This is a genomic window from Kitasatospora sp. GAS1066B, assembly GCF_041262605.1.
Taxonomy (GTDB): Bacteria; Actinomycetota; Actinomycetes; order Streptomycetales; family Streptomycetaceae; genus Kitasatospora.
Genome location: NZ_JBGCCO010000001.1, coordinates 166,668 through 185,582 on the forward strand (window position 1 = coordinate 166,668; position 18,915 = coordinate 185,582).

General features: G+C 73.9%; 8 protein-coding genes (1 of these 8 cut by a window edge). 1 reads left to right on the top strand and 7 read right to left on the bottom strand.

The window, feature by feature from the left end; all coding sequences use genetic code 11:
* From ABH937_RS00515 to ABH937_RS00545, 7 genes are all read right to left on the bottom strand, one after another.
* On the bottom strand, positions 1-11,076 hold the 5' portion of the coding sequence (locus ABH937_RS00515) for a type I polyketide synthase (protein ID WP_370216734.1). It extends 24,459 nt beyond the left edge of the window; 11,076 of the gene's 35,535 nt are visible here — the first part of the coding sequence; the start codon lies at positions 11,074-11,076; its stop codon lies beyond the left edge, outside the window.
* Positions 11,077-11,306: 230 nt separating this feature from the next.
* Positions 11,307-12,848 carry a PH domain-containing protein gene (locus tag ABH937_RS00520; RefSeq protein WP_370216735.1) on the bottom strand — a complete coding sequence of 514 codons (1,542 nt, stop codon included), beginning with the start codon at positions 12,846-12,848 and terminating at the stop codon, positions 11,307-11,309.
* Positions 12,845-13,345 carry a PH domain-containing protein gene (locus tag ABH937_RS00525; RefSeq protein WP_280689061.1) on the bottom strand — a complete coding sequence of 167 codons (501 nt, stop codon included), beginning with the start codon at positions 13,343-13,345 and terminating at the stop codon, positions 12,845-12,847. Before ABH937_RS00525 ends, ABH937_RS00520 begins: the two co-directional genes overlap by 4 nt.
* Before the next feature lie 285 nt (positions 13,346-13,630).
* Entirely contained in the window at positions 13,631-15,067 is a 1,437-nt protein-coding gene (locus ABH937_RS00530; protein ID WP_280689063.1) for a class I adenylate-forming enzyme family protein, read from the bottom strand.
* A gap of 269 nt (positions 15,068-15,336) precedes the next feature.
* Positions 15,337-15,993: a 4'-phosphopantetheinyl transferase gene (locus tag ABH937_RS00535; RefSeq protein ID WP_370216736.1), complete on the bottom strand. Its 657-nt coding sequence runs from the start codon at positions 15,991-15,993 to the stop codon at positions 15,337-15,339.
* A complete protein-coding gene (locus ABH937_RS00540) occupies positions 15,990-16,853 on the bottom strand; it encodes a metallophosphoesterase (RefSeq protein WP_280689065.1) in 864 nt (287 codons plus the stop codon). The genes ABH937_RS00535 and ABH937_RS00540 overlap by 4 nt, the downstream gene beginning before the upstream one ends.
* Before the next feature lie 28 nt (positions 16,854-16,881).
* On the bottom strand, positions 16,882-17,769 hold the full coding sequence (locus tag ABH937_RS00545; protein ID WP_370216737.1) for an ACP S-malonyltransferase: 888 nt from the start codon (positions 17,767-17,769) through the stop codon (positions 16,882-16,884).
* A gap of 323 nt (positions 17,770-18,092) precedes the next feature.
* Here ABH937_RS00545 and ABH937_RS00550 point away from each other — a divergent pair, with 323 nt between their 5' ends.
* The gene (locus tag ABH937_RS00550) at positions 18,093-18,896 is read left to right on the top strand and encodes a carbon-nitrogen hydrolase family protein (RefSeq protein ID WP_370216738.1); all 804 of its coding nucleotides are present in this window, start codon (positions 18,093-18,095) and stop codon (positions 18,894-18,896) included.
* Positions 18,897-18,915: the final 19 nt, after the last annotated feature.

Sequence of the window (18,915 nt, forward strand, 5' to 3'; positions counted from 1 at the left end):
CAGTTCGCTGCGCAGGTACTCGGCGAGCGCCGCGGCCGTCGGGTAGTCGTAGACGAGCGTGGTCGGCAGGCTCAGGCCGGTGGCCGCGCCCAGGCGGTTGCGCAGCTCGACGGCGGTCAGCGAGTCGAAGCCGAGCTCCTTGAAGGCCCGCCCTGGCTCGATCGTCTCGGTGCCCGTGTGGGCCAGCACTGCGGCGACGGTGCCGCGGACCAGGTCGAGCATGGCGCGCTGCTGCTCGGCCGGGGTGAGGCCGGCCAGCCGGCCGGCCGGCGCGTAGGCGGCGTCAGCGGCAGCGGTGACCGTGCCACCGGCGGCGGGCCGGGCCTCGGGCAGGTCGCTGAACAGCTCGCTGCGGCGGGCGGCCGTGCTGCCCGGCAGGAAGACGTCCCAGGCGATGTCGGCGACCGTCAGGGCGCCGTCGCCGTGGTCCAGCGCCTGCTGGAGCGCGGCGATGGCCAGCGCCGGGGCCATCGGCGGGACACCGTCACGGCGCAGCCGCTGCTCGATACCTGCGTCGGCGGCCATGCCGCCCTGTGCCCAGGGGCCCCAGGCGACCGAGGTGGCGGGCAGGCCGTCGGCGCGACGCTGCTCGGCGAGCGCGTCCAGATAGGCGTTTGCGGCCGCGTAGTTGGCCTGACCGGCGCTGCCGACGACACCGGCGATCGAGGAGAAGAGCACGAACGCGCTCAGGTCGCCGGTGAGTTCGTGCAGGTTGCGGGCGGCGTCCACCTTGGGGCGGGCCACGGCGGTGAAGCGGTCGGCGGTCAGCGCGTCGAGCAGGCCGTCGTCGAGCACGCCGGCGGTGTGGAAGACGGCCGAGACCTGGTGGGCCGCGAGCAGCTCGGCCAGCGCCGCACGGTCAGCCACGTCGCAGGCGGCGACGGTCGCGGCCGCGCCCAACTCGGCCAGCTCGGCGACCAGTTCCGCCGCACCAGGAGCCTGCGGCCCGCGTCGGCCGACCAGCAGCAACTGCTCGGCACCGTTGCGGGCCAGCCAGCGCGCCACCTCGGCGCCCAACGCCCCGGTGCCACCCGTCACCAGCACCGTGCCGGACGGCCGCCAGGCGGCGGTCTCCCCGCGAGTGGAGCGCAGCAGGCGGCGAGCGAAGAGGCCCGAGGCGCGCAGCGCCACCTGGTCCTCCGCACCGCTCAGCACGCCGGCCAGGCGGGCGAGTGCGCGCTGGTCCAGCGCCACCGGGAGGTCGATCAGACCGCCCCAGCGGTCGGGGTGCTCCAGCGCCACCACCCGGCCCAGTCCCCAGACTTGGGCCTGCCCGGGGTTGGTCAGGCGGTCGGAGCGGCCGGTCGAGACCGCGCCGCGGGTCAGGCACCAGAGCGGCGCGCTCAGCCCGGCGTCGCCCAGCGCCTGCACCAGGGTCGCGGTCGGCGCCGGGTCGCCGTCGGGCGACGCCAGCCACAGCACGCCGGCCACCGGCCCGCTCTGCGACACGGTGTCGCGCGTCACGATCTCGCCGAGCTGCGCCGCCACGGCGGCGCGCGTCACGGCGGCGGCGTCCAGTTCGACCCGCTGGACCTCGACGCCGCGCGCGGTCAGCGCCCGCAGCACGGCCGGCCCGGCGGGGTCCTCGGTCGCTCCGGCCTGGACCAGCAGCAGCCAGCGACCGGCGAGGGTGCGGACAGCGCTTTCCCGCACCGGCTTCCAGCCGGCCCGGTAGCGCCAGCCGTCCACGGTCGCCTGCTCGCGGCTCTTGCGGCGCCAGGCCGAGAGCGCGGGCAGCACCGAGCTCAGCGGCTGGTCGCCGCCCAGCTCAAGGGCGGTGGTGAGAGTGTCCAGGTCGCCGCTGTCGACGGCCGCCCAGAACCGGGCGTCCACCGCGTCGGTCGGTACCGCCTGCGGGGCCGCCGGGTCGGCGGAGTTCTCCAGCCAGTACCACTGGCGCTGGAAGGCGTAGGTCGGCAGGTCGACCCGGCGCGCACCCCGTCCGGCGAAGACCGCCGGCCAGTCCAGCACCACGCCGCGAACGTGCAGCGCGGCGAGCGCGGCGGTCAGCGCCCGGGCCTCGGGGCGGTCGGCGCGCAGCACCGGCGCGAAAGCGCTTACCTCAACGGTGGCGCACTCCTGGCCCATCGCCGAGAGCACGCCGTCCGGGCCCAGCTCCAGGAAGGTGCGGACGCCCCCGGCCTCCAGGGTGGCGATCGCGTCGGCGAACCGGACGGCCTCCCGGACGTGGCGCACCCAGTACTCGGGCGAGGTCAGGTCGGCGGACTGGTCGAGCGTCGAGACGATCGGGATCCGCGGCGCGTTGAAGGTCAACTCCGAGGCCACCGCGCGGAACTCGGCGAGCATCGGGTCCATCAGCGGCGAGTGGAACGCGTGGCTGACGGTGAGGCGCTTCGTCTTGCGACCCTCAGCCGCCAGCTGTGCGGCCACCTCCAGGACAGCCGCCTCGGCACCCGAAAGCACCACCGAGGTACGCCCGTTGACCGCCGCGACACCGACGTCCGAGCGGTCCGCCAGCAGCGGCAGCACCTCGTCCTCGGCGGCCTGCACGGCCACCATCGCACCACCGGCGGGCAGCGCCTGCATCAGGCGACCACGCGCCGCCACCAGCTTGGCCGCATCGCTCAGTGACAGCACGCCCGCGACGTGCGCGGCGGCCAGCTCGCCGATCGAGTGGCCCGCGAGGAAGTCCGGGCGGATGCCCCATGCTTCGACCAGGCGGAACAGCGCCACCTCGATCGCGAACAGCGCGGGCTGGGTGTAGCCGGTCTGGTCGATCAGCGCCGAAGCATCCTTCAGCGGCGTCTCCAGGTGCTGGTCCAGCTCCGCGCACACGGCGTCGTAGGCCTCGGCGAACACCGGGAAAGCGCTGTACAGTTCCGCGCCCATCCCAGCCCGCTGGCTGCCCTGCCCCGTGAAGAGGAACGCCGTCCGGCCGGCCGCTCCGGCGGTGCCGACGACCGCGTCACCGGCCGGCTCACCGGCGGCCAGCGCCGCCAGCGCGCGGGCGAACTCCGCGCGCTCACCGCCCACCAGTACCGCGCGGTGCTCCAGCGTGGTGCGGGTGGTGGCCAGCGAGAAGGCCAGCTCAGTGGTGGTCGCGTCAGGAGTGGTGTCGAGGTGGGCGAGCAGCGCCCGCGCCTGGTCGCGCAGGGCCTGCTCGCTGCGGGCCGACAGGAGCCACGGCTGGACGGCGGGCACCGGCGCCGTGGCCTCGGCCTCGGCCTCCTCGAAGGCCGGCGCCTGCTCCACGATGGTGTGGGCGTTGGTGCCGCTGAAGCCGAAGGAGGAGATGCCGGCGCGGCGCGGCCGGCCGGTCTCGGGCCAGGCCCGGGCCTCGGTGAGCAGTTCGACGGCGCCCGCCGACCAGTCGACGTTGGCGGAGCGCTGCTCGGCGTGCAGGGTGCGCGGCAGCACGCCGTGGCGCATCGCCAGCACCATCTTGATGATGCCGCCGACGCCGGCCGCCGCCTGGGTGTGACCGATGTTCGACTTCAGCGAGCCCAGCCAGAGCGGCTGGTCGGCCGAGCGGTCCTGGCCGTAGGTGGCGAGCAGCGCCTGGGCCTCGATCGGGTCGCCGAGTGCGGTGCCGGTGCCGTGCGCCTCGACCACGTCGACCTGATCGGCCGTCAACCCCGCACTGGAAAGCGCCTGCCGGATCACCCGCTGCTGCGAGGGACCGTTCGGCGCGGTCAGACCGTTCGAAGCACCGTCCTGGTTGATCGCGGTGCCGCGCACCACGGCGAGCACCGGGTGCCCGTTGCGCCGCGCGTCGGAGAGCCGCTCGACGAGCAGCATGCCGACGCCCTCGCCCCAGCCCGTGCCGTCCGCCTCGTCCGAGAACGCCTTGCAGCGCCCGTCGGCTGCCAGGCCGCGCTGGCGGCTGAAGTCGATGAACGCCTCGGGCGTCGCCATGACGGTGGCACCACCGGCGAGCGCCATGGAGCACTCGCCCTGGCGCAGCGCCTGCACGGCCAGGTGCAGGGCGACCAGCGAGGAGGAGCAGGCGGTGTCGACCGAGACAGCCGGGCCCTCCAGGCCGAGGGTGTAGGCGACCCGGCCCGAGGCGACGCTGCCGGCGGTGCCGGTGCCCAGGTAGCCCTCGACGCCCTCGGGCACCGCACCGATCCGGGTGGCGTAGTCGCTGGCCATCACACCGGCGAAGACGCCGGTGCGGCTGCCGTGCAGGCTGGCTGGAGCGATACCGGCCCGCTCGATGGCCTCCCACGAGGTCTCGAGGAGCAGGCGCTGCTGCGGGTCCATCGCCAGCGCCTCGCGCGGCGAGATGCCGAAGAAGTCCGGGTCGAAGAGGCCCACGTCGTGCAGGAAGCCGCCCTGGTCGACGTAGCTGGTGCCCTGGTGGTCCGGGTCCGGGTCGAAGAGCCGCTCCAGGTCCCAGCCACGGCCGGCCGGGAACTCGCCGATCGCGTCGGTCCCGCCGGTGACCAGTCGCCACAGGTCCTCGGGCGACTGCACGCCGCCCGGGAACCGGCAGCTCATGCCGATGATGGCGATCGGCTCGTCGGTTGCACGGGACGCGCGGGCGGGCATCGTCGCGCCGGTGGCCGTGGCCGCCTGCTGGGCGCCGGCGATCTGGGTGCGCAGGTACTCGGCGAGCGCGGCGGGGGTCGGGTAGTCGAAGATCAGGGTGGGCGGCAGGCGCAGCCCGGTGGCGGTGTTGAGCGCGTTGCGCAGCTCGACGGAGGTCAGCGAGTCGAAGCCGAGCTCCTTGAACGCCCGGCCCGCCTCGATCACCTCGGGCGAGGCGTGGCCCAGCACGGCGGCGACCCGCACCCGCAGGACTTCGAGCAGCTCGCGGTCCAGCTCGGCCTCGGAGAGCCCGGCCAACCGGCGCATCAGCTCCGAGCCACCGCCCGCTCCGCCCTGGGCGGCACGCCGGGTCGGCACCCGGACCAGGCCGCGCAGCAGGGCGGGCAGGGTGCCGGCGGCAGCCTGGGCGCGCAGCGCGGTCACGTCGAGGTGCATCGGGACCAGGGCGGCCTGTCCGAGGCGCGCGGCGGTGTCGAGCAGGGCCAGGCCTTCGGCGTTGGCGAGGCCGCGCATGCCGTCGCGGGCCAGGCGCTGGAGGTCGGCGGCGTCGAGGGTGCTGGCCATGCCGCCCTCGGCCCACGGGCCCCAGGCCAGCGAGAGCGCGGGCAGGCCGGCCTGGGCGCGCTTGGTCGCGAGCGCGTCCAGGAAAGCGTTTGCAGCCGCGTAGTTGGCCTGGCCGGCGCCGCCGAGCGTGGCGGCGTTGGAGGAGTAGAGCACGAAGGCCGACAGGTCGAGTCCGGCGGTCAGCTCGTGCAGGTTGAGCGCGGCGTCCACCTTGGGCCGCAGGACGGCGTCGAGCCGCTCCGGGGTGAGCGAGGCGAGGACGCCGTCGTCCAGGACGCCGGCGGTGTGGATGACGGCGGTCAGCGGGCGCGCCAGCGAGCCGAGCAGTGCCGCGAGTTCGGCCCGGTCGGCCGCGTCGCACCCAGCGACGGTCACCGAGGCACCCAACTGCTCCAGCTCGGCCGTCAGTTCGACCGCGCCCGGGGCGTCGGCGCCGCGCCGGCTGGTGAGCAACAGGTGCCGCGCGCCGTGCTCGGCGACCAGGTGGCGAGCGGCGACGGCGCCCAGCGCGCCGGTGCCGCCGGTGATCAGGACGGTGCCGTCCTGGTCCAGCGGGGCCGGGACGGTGAGCACGACCTTGCCGATGTGCTTGGCCTGCGAGACGAAGCGGAACGCCTCCGGTGCCCGATGGATGTCCCAGGTGGCGATCGGCAGGTGGTCGAGCGCGTCCTGGTCGAAGAGCTCCAGCAGCGCCGCGAGCATCTCGCCGGTGCGCTGAGCACCGGCCTCGATCAGGTCGAAGCCCTGGTAGTGGACGCCCGGGTGCTCCGCGGCGACCTGCTCGGGGTCGCGGACGTCGGTCTTGCCCATCTCCACGAACCGCCCGCCGCGCGGCAGCAGCCGCAGCGAGGCGTCCACGAACTCCCGTGCCAGCGAGTCGAGTACGACGTCCACACCGCGTCCGCCACTGGCCGAGCGGAACCGCTCCTCGAACTCCAGGTCACGCGAGGAGGCGATGTGCGCCTCGTCCAGACCCAGCGCCCGCAGCGCCTCCCACTTGCCCGCACTCGCCGTGCCGTAGACCTCCGCGCCCAGGTGCCGGGCCAGCTGAACCGCCGCCATCCCCACACCACCGGCGGCAGCGTGGACCAGGATCGACTCACCCGCCTGGAGGTCCGCGAGGTCCACCAGCGCGTAGTAGGCGGTCAGGTAGACCAGGGGCACCGAGGCGGCCTGGGCGAAGGTCCAGTTCCGCGGCATCCGGGCGATCTGCTGACGGTCGGCCACCGCCACGGGGGCGAAGCCGCCGGAGATGATGCCGAACACCCGCTCGCCGACGGCGAGATCGGTGACGTCACTTGCCACCTCCAGGACGACGCCCGCGCCCTCCAGGCCCAGCAGGCCCGCGTTGCCCGGGTACATGCCCAGCGCGTTCAGCACGTCACGGAAGTTCAGGCCGGCCGCGCGCACGCCGATCCGGACCTGGCCCGCCTCCAGCGGCGCGACGGCCGCCGGGTACTCGACCAGCGCCAGGTTGTCCAGCGTGCCCTTGACCGGGATGTCCAGGCGCCAGGCGACCGCGCCCGCCGGCTCGGTGAGCGCCTCATCGGTGGCGACCCGCGCCAACCGAGTTGCGTAGCAGCCTCCCTGACGGATCGCCAGCTCCGGCTCGCCGGAGGCCAGTGCGGCCGGGAGGGCGGCCACCGAGGCATCCGAGGCGTCCAGGTCCAGCAGGACGAACCGCTCCGGGTTCTCCGCCTGCGCCGAGCGGATCAGGCCCCAGACCGCGGCCTGCGCCGGATCGGCCAACTGCTCCCCCGCCAACGGCGCCACCGCGCCCCGGGTCACCAACACCAGCCGCGAGTCAGCGAACCGCTCCTCCGCGAGCCAGGCCTGTGCCAGGCCCAGCACCCGGTGCGTCACCTCCCGCACCCCGTCCGCCGACAGCTCGCCGACCAGCGCCGCGCACGGCACGAACACCGCGTCCGGCACGCTCTCGGCTGCCGCCACCGCCGCCAGATCGGCGAAGGTCTCGACGCCGGGCACCTTGAAGTCACCGAGCGTGGCCAAGCGGCCGGGCAGGGAAGCAGGAGCGGGCAGCGGGACCCACTCGACCCGGAAGAGCGACTCGTGGTGCGCGGACCGGGCCGCGCCCAGCTGCTGGGCGGAGATCTCGCGCAGCGCGAGGGAGCGCACCGACATCACCGGCGCGCCGGTGCCGTCGGCGAGCTCCAGCGCCACCTCGCCACGCCCGAGCGGGGTGACCCGCACCCGCAGCGTGGCAGCGCCGGTGGCGTGCAGGGTGACGCCGGTCCAGCTGAACGGCAGGCCGCCGCGGAGCGCGTCGTCGGAGCTGTCGGCGCCGAGCGCGTGCAGGGCGGCGTCCAGCAGCGCCGGGTGCAGGCCGAACCGGTCGGCGTCCTCCTCGGTGCCGTCCGGCTGGGCGATCTCGGCGAAGATCTCGGTGCCGCGCAGCCAGGCGGCCCGCAGGCCCTGGAAGGTCGGGCCGTAGCCGAAGCCGGCCTCGGCCAGGCCGGTGTGCAGCTGCTCGACGTCGACCGCGCGGGCGCCGGTGGGCGGCCAGGCGGTCAGGTCGAAACCGGCCGGCGCGGCGCCGGCGCTGAGCACACCGGTGGCGTGCCGGGTCCATGGTTCGTCGGCCGGGGCGCCCTCGATCCGGGAGTGCAGGCTGAGCGAGCGGTTGCCGTGCTCGTCGGCGCCGCTGACCACGATCTGCAGCTGCACGCCGCCCTGCTCCGGCAGGATCAGCGGTGCTTCCAGGGTGAGTTCCTCGACCAGGTCGCAGCCGACCTGGTCGCCGGCCCGGATCGCCAGGTCGACGAAGGCGGTGCCCGGCAGCAGCACGGTGCCCAGCACGGCGTGGTCGGCCAGCCAGGGGTGGGTGTCCAGGGCGAGCCGGCCGGTGAAGAGGAAGCCGTCGACGTCGGCGAGGGCCACCGCCGCGCCGAGCAGCGGGTGGTCGGCGGCGCCCAGGCCGATCGAGGCGATGTCGCCGAGCGGGCTGCCGCTCTCCAGCCAGTAGCGCTCGCGCTGGAAGGCGTAGGTGGGCAGGTCCACCCGGTGCGCGCCCTGGCCGGCGAAGACGCCGTCCCAGTCGAGGAGTTGGCCGCGCAGGTGGGCCTGGGCGAGGGCGGCGGTGAAGCTGCGGACCTCGGGCCGGTCGCCGCGCAGCACCGGCAGGAGGACCGCGGACTCGGTGACGCACTCCTGGCCCATCGCCGAGAGCACGCCGTCCGGGCCGAGTTCGACGAAGGTGCTGACGCCTGCGGCCTCCAGCGCGCGCATCGCGTCGGCGAACCGGACGGCCTCGCGGACGTGGCGCACCCAGTACTCGGGGGTGGTCAGGTCGGCGCCCTGGTCGAGCGTGGAGACGATCGGGATCCGGGGCGCGTGGTAGGTCACCACCTGGGCGCAGCGCCGGAACTCGTCCAGCATGGCGTCCATGTGCGGCGAGTGGAAGGCGTGGCTGACGGTCAGCCGCCTGGTCTTGCGCCCCTCGGCGCGGAACTGCTCGGCGACGGCGAGCACGGCGTCCTCGTCACCGGCGATCACCACGGCTTGCGGGCCGTTGACGGCGGCGACGGCGACCTGACCGGCGCGGTCGGCGAGCGCGGCCGCGACCTCGTCCTCGGTGGCCTGGACGGCCAGCATCGCGCCACCGGACGGCAGTTCCTGCATCAGGCGGCCGCGCGCGGCGACCAGCAGGGCGGCGTCCGCCAGGGTGAGGACGCCGGCCGCGTGGGCGGCGGCGAACTCGCCGATCGAGTGGCCGGCCAGGAAGTCCGGGCGCAGGCCCCAGGATTCGGCCAGCCGGAACAGCGCCACCTCGATCGCGAAGAGCGCCGGCTGGGTGTAGGCGGTCTGGTGCAGCAACTCGGCCTCAGCCGAGCCCTCGGCCGCGAACAGCACCTCGCGCAGCGGTCGTTCGAGCTGCAGGTCGAGGTGGCCGCAGGCCTGGTCGAGGGCGGCGGCGAAGACCGGGAAGGTCTGGTACAGCTCGCGGCCCATGGCCAGGCGCTGGCTGCCCTGTCCGGTGAAGAGGACGGCGGTCCGGCCGGCGGCCGGGGTGCCCTGGAGCAGGCCGGGCAGCTCACCGCCGTCGGCCAGGGCCCGCAGCGCCTGCTCGAACTCGGCACGCTCGCCGCCCAGCAGCACGGCGCGGTGCTCGAAGCTCGCGCGGCTGGTGGCCAGCGAGAGGCCGAGGTCGGCCGGGGTCTGCTCGGGGTGGGCGGCCAGGTGGGCCAGCAGGCGCTCGGCCTGGCCGCGCAGCGCCTCGGGGGTCCTGGCGGAGAGCGCCCAGGGCAGCACGGCCGGGGCCACGGCGGCGGGCGCGGCCGGGGCCAGCTCCTCGGCCGTCGGGGCCTGCTCGATGACGGCGTGGGCGTTGGTGCCGCTCATGCCGAACGAGGAGACGCCGGCCCGGCGCGGGTGGCCGTTCTCGGGCCAGGGCATCGCCTCGGTGAGCAGCTCGACGGCGCCGGCGCTCCAGTCGACGTGCTCGCTGGGCCGGTCGACGTGCAGGGTGCGCGGCAGCACGCCGTGCCGCATCGCCATCACCATCTTGATGACGCCGCCGACGCCGGCCGCGGCCTGGGTGTGGCCGATGTTGGACTTCAGCGAGCCCAGGCGCAGCGGCTGGTCCGCGGGGCGGTCCTGGCCGTAGGTGGCGAGCAGGGCCTGGGCCTCGATCGGGTCGCCCAGGGTGGTGCCGGTGCCGTGCGCCTCGACGGCGTCCACCTCGGCGGGCGTCAGACCGGCGTCGGCCAGGGCCTGGCGGATGACGCGCTGCTGGGCGGGGCCGTTGGGGGCGGTCAGGCCGTTGCTGGCGCCGTCCTGGTTGATCGCGGTGCCGCGCACGATGGCGAGCACGGGGTGGCCGTTGCGCTGGGCGTCACTGAGCCGCTCGACCAGCAGCATGCCGACGCCCTCGCCCCAGGCGGTGCCGTCGGCGGCGTCGGCGAACGGCTTGCAGCGCCCGTCGGGGGCAAGTCCCCGCTGGCGGCTGAAGGCGATGAACGAGCCGGGGTTGGCCATCACGGCCACACCGCCGGCCAGTGCCACGCCGCACTCGCCGCGGCGCAGCGACTGCACGGCCAGGTGCAGGGCCACCAGCGAGGAGGAGCAGGCGGTGTCGATGGTGACGGCGGGGCCCTGGAAGCCGAAGGTATAGGAGAGCCGGCCCGAGGCGACGCTCAGCGCGCTGCCGGTGACCAGGAAGCCCTCCATGCCCTCGGCGGCCTCGTGCAGGCGCGGGCCGTAGTCCTGGGCCTCGGCGCCGATGAAGACGCCGGTGCGCGACTCGCGCAAGGTGGCGGGGTCGATGCCGGCCCGCTCGAACGCCTCCCAGGAGGTCTCAAGGAGCAGCCGCTGCTGCGGGTCCATCGCCAGCGCCTCACGCGGCGAGATGCCGAAGAAGCCGGGGTCGAAGGTGTCGGCGTCGTGCAGGAAGCCGCCGGCCTGGGCGTAGCTGGTGCCGGGGTGGTCGGGGTCCGGGTCGTAGAGGCCGCCGAGGTCCCAGCCGCGACCGGCCGGGAAGGTCGAGATCGCGTCGGTGCCGTCCGCGACCAACTGCCAGAGCTGCTCGGGCGAGTGGGCGTCACCGGGGAACCGGCAGGCCATGGCGACGATCGCGATGGGCTCGTCGTCGGCGGAGCCGAGCGGCTGGACCTCGCCGCTGTCGGCGGCCAGGCCCAGGATCTCCGCGCGCAGGTGCCGGGCCAGCGAGGCCGCGGTCGGGTGGTCGAAGACCAGGGTGACCGGCAGGCGCAGCCCGGTCGCGGCGGCCAGCCGGCTGTGCAGGTTGACCGCGGCCAGCGAGTCGAAGCCCAGCTCCAGGAACGGCCGGTCGGCCTCGATGGGGGCGGCCGGCTTACCCCGCAGCGATTCCATCGCGTGTTCCAGCACCAGGGCCAGCAGCAGCCGCTGCTGATCCGCCGCCGCGCAGCCGGCCAGCCGCTCCCGCCAGGAGGTCAGCGCATCGGAATTTCCAGCACCCCTACCGCCCGGCTCCGAAATGCGACCCTCGGACTGGTTCATCATCGCGCGCTCCACCACCCAGCAGACGGTATCCAAAACCGTCGGCCAGCCTGCCAGGAGCGGTGAGCAGCAGAAACCCCTAGGCCCCCCTAGCCACCCCTAGCCAATCATCCGGGGACCCCTGACTGATTTTCAGGTGCCTTGGAAGGAATTTCCAAGTGGTGTTCCGGGGGGCCGGAAATGCGTTACGGCGGACGCCCGGAAAGGCGAATTGCCTTTTCCGGCGGCCGCCGTCAACCCTGTTCGAGGAACGGGTCGAGCAGCTGTGGCACGGCCCGCGCGGCGAGGGCCAGGCCGTCGGCGACGGCGATGTCGCGGACCCGGTAGGCGCCTCGGCCCGCAGCGGTGGCGGCCGTCAGGGTGAGCAGGCCCAGACGACGCTGGAACGGCGACTGGCTGACCGTCCAGCCGATCACGGCGGCCCGCTCCAGGGCGACCGTGCGCCGGGCGAAGGTGCCCGAGCGGACCACCAGGTAGCGGCCCACCAGGGCGTGGCCCAGGGCCCGGTGGGCGTCGAGGGCCAGCAGCAGCGCGAGCGGCAGCAGGACGACGGCGACCGCGCAGGCGAGCGGCAGGAACTGCGACACCCAGATGCCGGGCAGCGCCAGCGCCCCGGCCGTCAGGGCGACCACGCCCACGGCGCGGTTGATCCGGCGGCGCCGCGCCGACCTCGGGTGCGGGGTCAACTCGGCGGTGATGGGCAGGGCTTGGCCGTCCGGCAGGATCTCGGCGGCGACCCGCAGCGCCTGCGCGCGCGGCGCGGGCGGCAGCAGCACGCTCCGGGTGCGGTTCTCCTCGGCATTGCCGAGGCCGGTGGCGATGGCGAGCAGCCGCGCACCGCCGCCCAGGCGCAGCAGCAGCGGCTCGGCCAGCTCGATGCCGCGCAGCCTGCGCTCGTCGAGCGAGACCGAGCGGTGGATCCACAGGCCGCGCCGGACCCGCAGGACACCGCCGTCCTCGCGCTCCAGGCGGTACCCGAACCAGCCTTCGACGTACTGGCCGACCGAGGCCACCGTGCCCAGCACGACCAGCACCAGCAGCAGCGCCGGCACCGCGACCCAGAGCGGCACCGAGCTGAAGGCGGCGACGAGTTGGTGCACCAGGCCCAGCTTCAGCGGGTCGATCTGCATGTCGTGCAGGGTGTTGTAGCCGATCCCGAGGGCCGCGAAGAGTCCACCGACGCCCCAGATGGTCAGGGGGGCGTAGCGCAGCCAGCGCCAGGAGAGTCGGGCGATCGGGGCGTCGGGCTCCGCGTCGGCAGGCCCTTCGGCGAGCAGGGCGCCCCGGCGGTTCAGCAACTCCTGGCGCAGCGCGCCTGCCTGGGCGACGGTGAGGCCGTCCAGCCTGAGCGCGCGCCCCGCCGAGGTGCCGTGCACGGCGGCGCCGACGTGCACCGTGGCGAGCCCGAGGAGGCGGTGCAGCGGACGGGCGGTGACGTCCGCGCTGCGGATGCGGTCCAGCGGGACGGCACGGTGGCTGCGGAAGAGCAGGCCGGAGCGGAGTTCCAGCCGCTCGTCGGTGATCCGGTAGCCGGTGGTGAACAGGCGCGTCAGGTTGATGCCCGCCACCGTCAGGAAGGCCACGGTGAACGAGGAGAGGGTGATCAGCGCTTGCAGGTTGAGCCGACCGCCGGTGCCGAGCAGGGTGCCGGTGGTCGTGACCACGGGGGGGACCAGCCAGGCCAGGTGCACCGGGATCAGCCGCGGGCTCAGCCGCCGCCAGGCGGGCTCGGCCGGCTCGGCGACCTCGGTCGGGTCCTGGGTGGCGGTGCTCATGTCGCGTCCCCCGGGGTGGCCTGGGTGGCGCTGGTCAACTGCTCGACGAGCTCGGCGGCGCGGCCGCGGTCCAGGCCGCGGATGGTCAGCGCGCCGGCGGCGGAGGCCGTGGTGACCTTGATGCCGCTGAGCCCGAAGAGCTGCTCCAGCGGGCCCCGGACGGTGTCCACGGTCTGGATCCGCGACAGCGGCGCCACCCGCCGGCGCTGCCACAGCCAGCCGGAGGCGGTGTAGACGGCCTGGTCGGTGGTCTCCCAGCGGTGCACCCGGTAGCGCCAGAGCGGCATGACGATCAGGTAGCAGAGCCCGGGCAGCGCGACGGCCAGGAAGAGCGGGCCGAAGACGAACCGGGCCGGCGGGATGAGCAGGTCCAGCACGCCCAGCACCAGCGCGGTGGGCACCGGGATCAGCGCGGCACGCAGCACCCACCAGACGATGGCGCGGCGTTCGACCCGATGGCGGGGCGGCCGCAGGAGCAGACCGTCGGACTGGGGCATGGGTGTTTCCTTCCACTCTGCGACAGTGCTACCCGGCCGCCGGGCCACCGTCCCGGGCCGGCGGCCGGCACCGACGCCTCGTCAGCGCGGTGGCGTGGCCACCGCGATAGCGGACGCCATCGGCACCGGTGCCGCACCCGGTCCGGCGCGGGCAGCCGACCGGTCCGAGTCTAGACCTGTCCGGCTTCGTCCCGATTGCGGCTGGCGGCCCCGCCGTTCGGGTGTGCGGGGTGGAAGGGGAGCACCAGGACGGCGGCCACGCGCGCCCACCAGGCTGACGGACCGTCAGGCAGGGTTCCCGGCGTCGGCCAATCCGGCCGCCGCCTCGGCGAGTTCGGTCATCCGCCGCTTGTCCGGCTTGCCGTTGCGGTTGAGCGGGAACTGCTCCAGCACGATCACCCGGTTCGGCTGCTCGTAGCTCGGCAGCACCTCGGCCAGCAGCTCGCGCCAGTGCGCGGAGTCCCGCTGCTGCTCGTCCTCGACGAAGAAGACCAGGCTGCTGCCGCGGCGCTCGTCGGGCAGCGGCACGATCCGGGTCGAGCAGCCGCCGGTGGCCGCCTTGCGCTCGATGATCTCGGGGTAGAGCGTGTAGCCGTTGCGGTGCACGGCGAACTTGCGGCCCAGCACGAAGAGGTTGCCAGCCGCGTCCAGGTAGCCGAGGTCGCCGGTGCGGAAGACGCTCTGGTCCACCGGGTCGATGCCGCCCTCGGCGGTGAGGTAACCGACCATCACATCCGGTGTCTCGATGAGCAGTTCACCCACCTCGCCGGCCGGCACCTCGTTCTCCTCGTCGTCCACCACGCGCACCCGCAGGCCGTCCATCACCTGCCCGCAGGAGACCGCGTTGTCGCTGGTCGCGAACGCCACGTTGCCCGCCTCGGTGCTGCCGTAACTGTCCAGCAGCGGCAGGCCGAAGTGCTCCAGGTAGCGCTCCACCAGCGACTGGTCGAGCGGCGCGGCCCCGCTGCAGAACATCCGGACCGTGCCGAGCGAGTCGGCGAGCGCGGGCTTCTGCCTGATGATGTTCAGCATGCTGCGGTAGGTGGCGGGGGTCGCGTCCAGCACGGTCGCACCCGAGTGCCCGGCCATCCGCAGCGCCCGGTCGGCGCGCTTGTAGGGGGCGATCACCAGCGAGCCCTGGACGATCCAGGCGATCAGCACCATCGACAGGCCGTACTGGTGCGAGAAGGGCAGCAGCGGCAGCAGCACGTCGTCCGAACAGTGGCCCATGTGGCGCGCGTTGCGCTCCAGGTTCTTCAGCATCCGCCCGCCGTTCTTGACGATGCCCTTGGGCTCGCCGGTGGACCCGGAGGACCACATGATCAGCGCGTCGTCCAGGTCGGACCAGGCACCGAAGTCGAGCCGCCGGTCCGTCACGGCCAAGTCTGGTGCGGCGGCCAGCAGTTCGTAGAGGTAGACCGGCTCGGTGTCGGCGGGCACCGGGGCGTCGTCGTCGACCAGGACCAGCTTGGTGCCGGCCCGCCGGATGATGGAGCCGGTGGCCTCCTGCTTCTCCTGCTGGTCCACCATGACCACCGAGGCGCCCACGTGCATCAGGGCGAAGAGGACCGACACGTAGGCGATCGAGTTGCCGGCCTTGAGCAGCACCCGGTCACCGAGCCCGACCCCGCGTTCCCGCAGCACCTGGGCGATGCGCAGGGTGTCCTGCTCGAACTCGGCGAGCGTCGCTGCGGAGCTCTCCGCGAGGATCTTGGCCGGCATCGGCTCCACTCATCCTTCTCGTGCTCGGCGGCCACCATGGACACCCGCACCCGGGGGGCCGGGGAGTGGTCGGAGGGGTTCGGGGCGGGCTGGGCGCGCCCTGCCCGTACGTACCGGAGCGTATCCAGCCGCCCTGCGGGGGCAGTACCCCTATCCGACCCCAGCCGCCCCAGCCGGTCGCCGCACCCCACTCGGCACACCACGCTCGGCCACGCACGCGCCAAAGCCGCGGCACACTCGGGGAGTTGCCGCGGCTCGGGGGTGGCGGGTCAGTCCCGAGCCACCGTGATCGCCGTCGCCACCAGCCCCTCCTCGGCGACCCAGCGCCCCTCGAACCCCGGCAGTCGCCGGCCCTCGACCACGGGGCCCGGCACCAGCAGCCGGGCGGTGAAGGTACCGTCCGCCTCCAGCCGCAGTTCGGCCTCGGAGAAGTCCAGCATCTTGCCCATCAGCGGGAACCAGGCCTTGTAAACGCTTTCCTTGGCGCTGAACAACAGCCGGTCGCCGTGCACGGCCGGATCCGCGCGGCGCAGCGCGGCCAGCATCGGCAGCTCCGCCGGGACCGCGATCGCCTCCAACACCCCTTCCGGCAGAGGCTCGTTGGACTCCGCGTCGATGCCCAGGGTGAGCACCGTGGCGGCCGGGGCCAGCGCGGCGGCGCGGTAGCCCGCGCAGTGCGTCATGCTGCCCACCACCGTTGCGGGCCAACGGGGTTCGCCACGGGGGCCGGGGACCAGCGGGACGGGCGGCAGGCCGAGGGCGGCCAGCGCGCGGCGGGCGCAGGAGCGGACCGCCTGGAACTCGTCCTGGCGCTGCGGCACCGACTGGCTGATGTGCGCGGCCTCTTCGGGGAAGAGGTCGATCTGCTCGCGCTGGGCCCGGCTCTCGGCCCAGACGACCGGCTCGGGAAGGATCCGCTCGATCAACGCTTCGTCACCTCGGGGAAGATCTGGCGCAGTCCGCCCGGCGCCTGATCGCCCCGGCGGCGCCACTCGCGCGGGTAGCCCACCGAGACCTCCTCGAAGCGGACGCCGTCGTAGTGGGTGACCCGGGGGATGTGCAGGTGGCCGTAGACGACCGCCGCCACGTTGAAGCGGGTGTGCCAGTCGGCGGTGGCCGTGGTGCCGCACCACTGCGCGAACTCGGGGTAGTACAGGACATCGGTCGGCTGGCGGACCAGCGGGTAGTGGTTGACCAGCACGGTCGCGATCGCCGGGTCCAGGGCGGCCAGCCGCTCCTCGGTGGCGGCCACCCGGGCGTCGCACCAGGCCTCGCGGCTCGGGTACGGGTCGGGGTGCAGCAGGTACTCGTCGGAGCAGACCACGCCCGTCTCGTGGGCGCGGGCCAGCGCCTGCTCCTTGGTGGTGGTGCCGGCCGGGCGGAAGGTGTAGTCGTAGCCGACGAAGAGCGGGGCGATCCGCACCGGCCCGTCGGGGCCCGGCCAGAGCGGGTACGGGTCCTCGGGGGTGTGCACGCCCAGCCGGCGGCAGATCTCCACCAGGTGCTGGTAGCGCTCCACGCCGCGCAGCTTCACCGGGTCACTGGGGTGGGTCCACAGCTCGTGGTTGCCCGGCGCCCAGACCACGGCGGCGAACCGCTCGCTGAACAGGCGGAGCGTCCACTCGATCTCCTCGACGACCTCGCCGATGTCACCGGCGACGATCAGCCAGTCCTGCGGCGACCGGGGCCGCAGCTCCCGGACGATCTCGCGGTTCTCCGGGTAACTGATGTGCAGGTCACTGGTGGCGAGGAGAGCGCCGCCCGGTCCGTTGCTACTGTTCGTCAAGGGATCGTGCCTTCCGGGCCCCGCCGCGTCAACTCCTGGGCTTCAGGGCCGACTCCGGGGCGATCGTGGTCGTGGCGAAGTTGTCGACCGTGCACTTCAGTCGCCGCAGCAGCCGGTCCCGACCGACGATACTGATCCGCCGCACGCCCTGCCCGACCAGGGTGTCCACCACACCGGGCCAGCGCATCGGGCGGGTGAAGCCGCCCAGGATCCAGTCCCGGGCCTGCTCGGCGGTGGTGACCAGCGAGCCGTCCTGGTCGGAGACGATCGGCAGCAGGGGGTCGCGCAACCGGTAACCGCTCAGCAGCTGCTGGTCGACCCGCTCGCGCAGCGGGCCGAAGATGCTCGCGTGGGCCGGCGGGCGCATGGTGTAGAGGGAGTAGCCGCCGACCGCGCCGATCCGCTGCTTGAATCCGTCCAGGGCCCGCTCGTTGAGCGAGACCATGTACATGTCGCGATCCATGTACGATGAGATCTCGTACCACTCGTCAGCCGCGGCCAGTTCGGCCAGCAGCTCGTCGAGGGTGTCCGAGCCGACCTTCACGAAGGAGTGGGTGACGATGTCGCTGTGCTGCTCGGTGAAGTACTCGTGCTCGCAGCGGGCCATCTCGGCCACCAGCCGCACGGCCTCCTCGAAGGGCAGCACGCCCGCGTGCGCGGCGGCGGCCATCTTGCCGAAGCTGACGCCGGCGCAGTGGCCCACCGGCCCCGGGAGTTCCGGCCCGCTCCACTCGACCAGCGCGAGCGAGGCCACGAACGAGGTGACCTGCGCGACCTCGGCGTAGTCGTCCTCGCTCTGTCGCAATGCGTCGAAAACCCGGTAGCCGAGCACTTCGTCGGCGATCCCGAACAGCTTTCTGGCTTGCCGGTTGACCACCATGAACCGGCCGAAGTCGGCGAATCGCGACGGGCCCATGGCAGGAAAGACGATAGCGTTGCTGCCCGGCTCACCGGTCGTCATGTCAGCCCGTTCTCTCGGCACCGTTTCGGTCCCGTCGAAGCCTATCCGCGCGGGCGGCGTCCACCACCCCTGCCCACCCCCTACCCACCCTTATGCCCGGGCCCCGTGGCGCATTTCGGCAGTGCCGGAAACCGGACCGTAGGGGGGAGCTAGGGGTTGCCCGGGATAGGGCCGCCCCATAACTTCGGCCGCGGCAATGCCCGTCCCGGATGCCAACTCCGTATCAGGGATCAAGGCTGCACGGCCGATGATTCCACCGCACCACGAGGAAGCCCGCGATGAGGATTGCTTGCTGGCAGGCCGCGTGCGGCTCCCCCGACGTGCCGCACCTGCTGGGGCGGCTTCGGGAGGTGGCCCGGCAGGCGGCCGAAGCGGGCGCGGAACTGCTGGTCGCCCCGGAGATGACGGTGGGTGGCTACCCGCTGCGACCGGCCGCGCTGGCTCAGGCCAGCGAGCCGGTGGACGGGCCGCACGGCCTCGAAGTCGCCGCGATCGCTCGCGAGTTCGGCATCGCCGTGCTGCACGGCTGGCCGGAGCGCGACGGCGACGCCGTCTACAACGCGAGCCGGCTGGTCTCCGCCGAAGGCGTGCTGCTGGCCAACTACCGCAAGGCGCACCTGTTCGGCGAGGTGGACCGGTCCCGGTTCGCGCCGGGCGACCACGGCGTGGTGCAGGCCAAGCTGGGCGAGCTGACGGTGGGTCTACTGGTCTGCTACGACGTCGAGTTCCCGGAGGCGGTCCGGGCGCACGGCCTGGCCGGCACCGAACTGCTGCTGGTACCGACCGCGCTGATGCGTCCCTGGGACGTGGTGGCGCGAACGCTGGTACCCGCCAGGGCCTTCGAGAGCCAGCTCTACATCGCCTACGCCAACTGGATCGGCGAGCGCGGCGGCCTGGACTTCTGCGGGCTGACCACCGTGGCCGCCCCGGACGGCACTTGGCTCACCCGGGAGGAGCCCACCGAGGGCCTGCTGCTGGCCGAGATCGATCCGGCGGTGGTGGCGAAGGCGCGCCTCGACACTCCCTACCTCCATGACCGGCGCCCCGAGCTCTACCGGGGTCTGCCCGACCGCCTGGGCTGACCACCGCGAGCCGGGTCCC

Bases quoted from the DNA above. Each gene is read 5' to 3' on its own strand.
- ABH937_RS00530 (WP_280689063.1), bottom strand. From the start codon at position 15,067: ATGCCGGCCAAGATCCTCGCGGAGAGCTCCGCAGCGACGCTCGCCGAG.
- ABH937_RS00550 (WP_370216738.1), top strand. From the start codon at position 18,093: ATGAGGATTGCTTGCTGGCAGGCCGCGTGCGGCTCCCCCGACGTGCCG.
- ABH937_RS00525 (WP_280689061.1), bottom strand. From the start codon at position 13,345: ATGCCCCAGTCCGACGGTCTGCTCCTGCGGCCGCCCCGCCATCGGGTC.
- ABH937_RS00545 (WP_370216737.1), bottom strand. From the start codon at position 17,769: ATGGGCCCGTCGCGATTCGCCGACTTCGGCCGGTTCATGGTGGTCAAC.
- ABH937_RS00520 (WP_370216735.1), bottom strand. From the start codon at position 12,848: ATGAGCACCGCCACCCAGGACCCGACCGAGGTCGCCGAGCCGGCCGAG.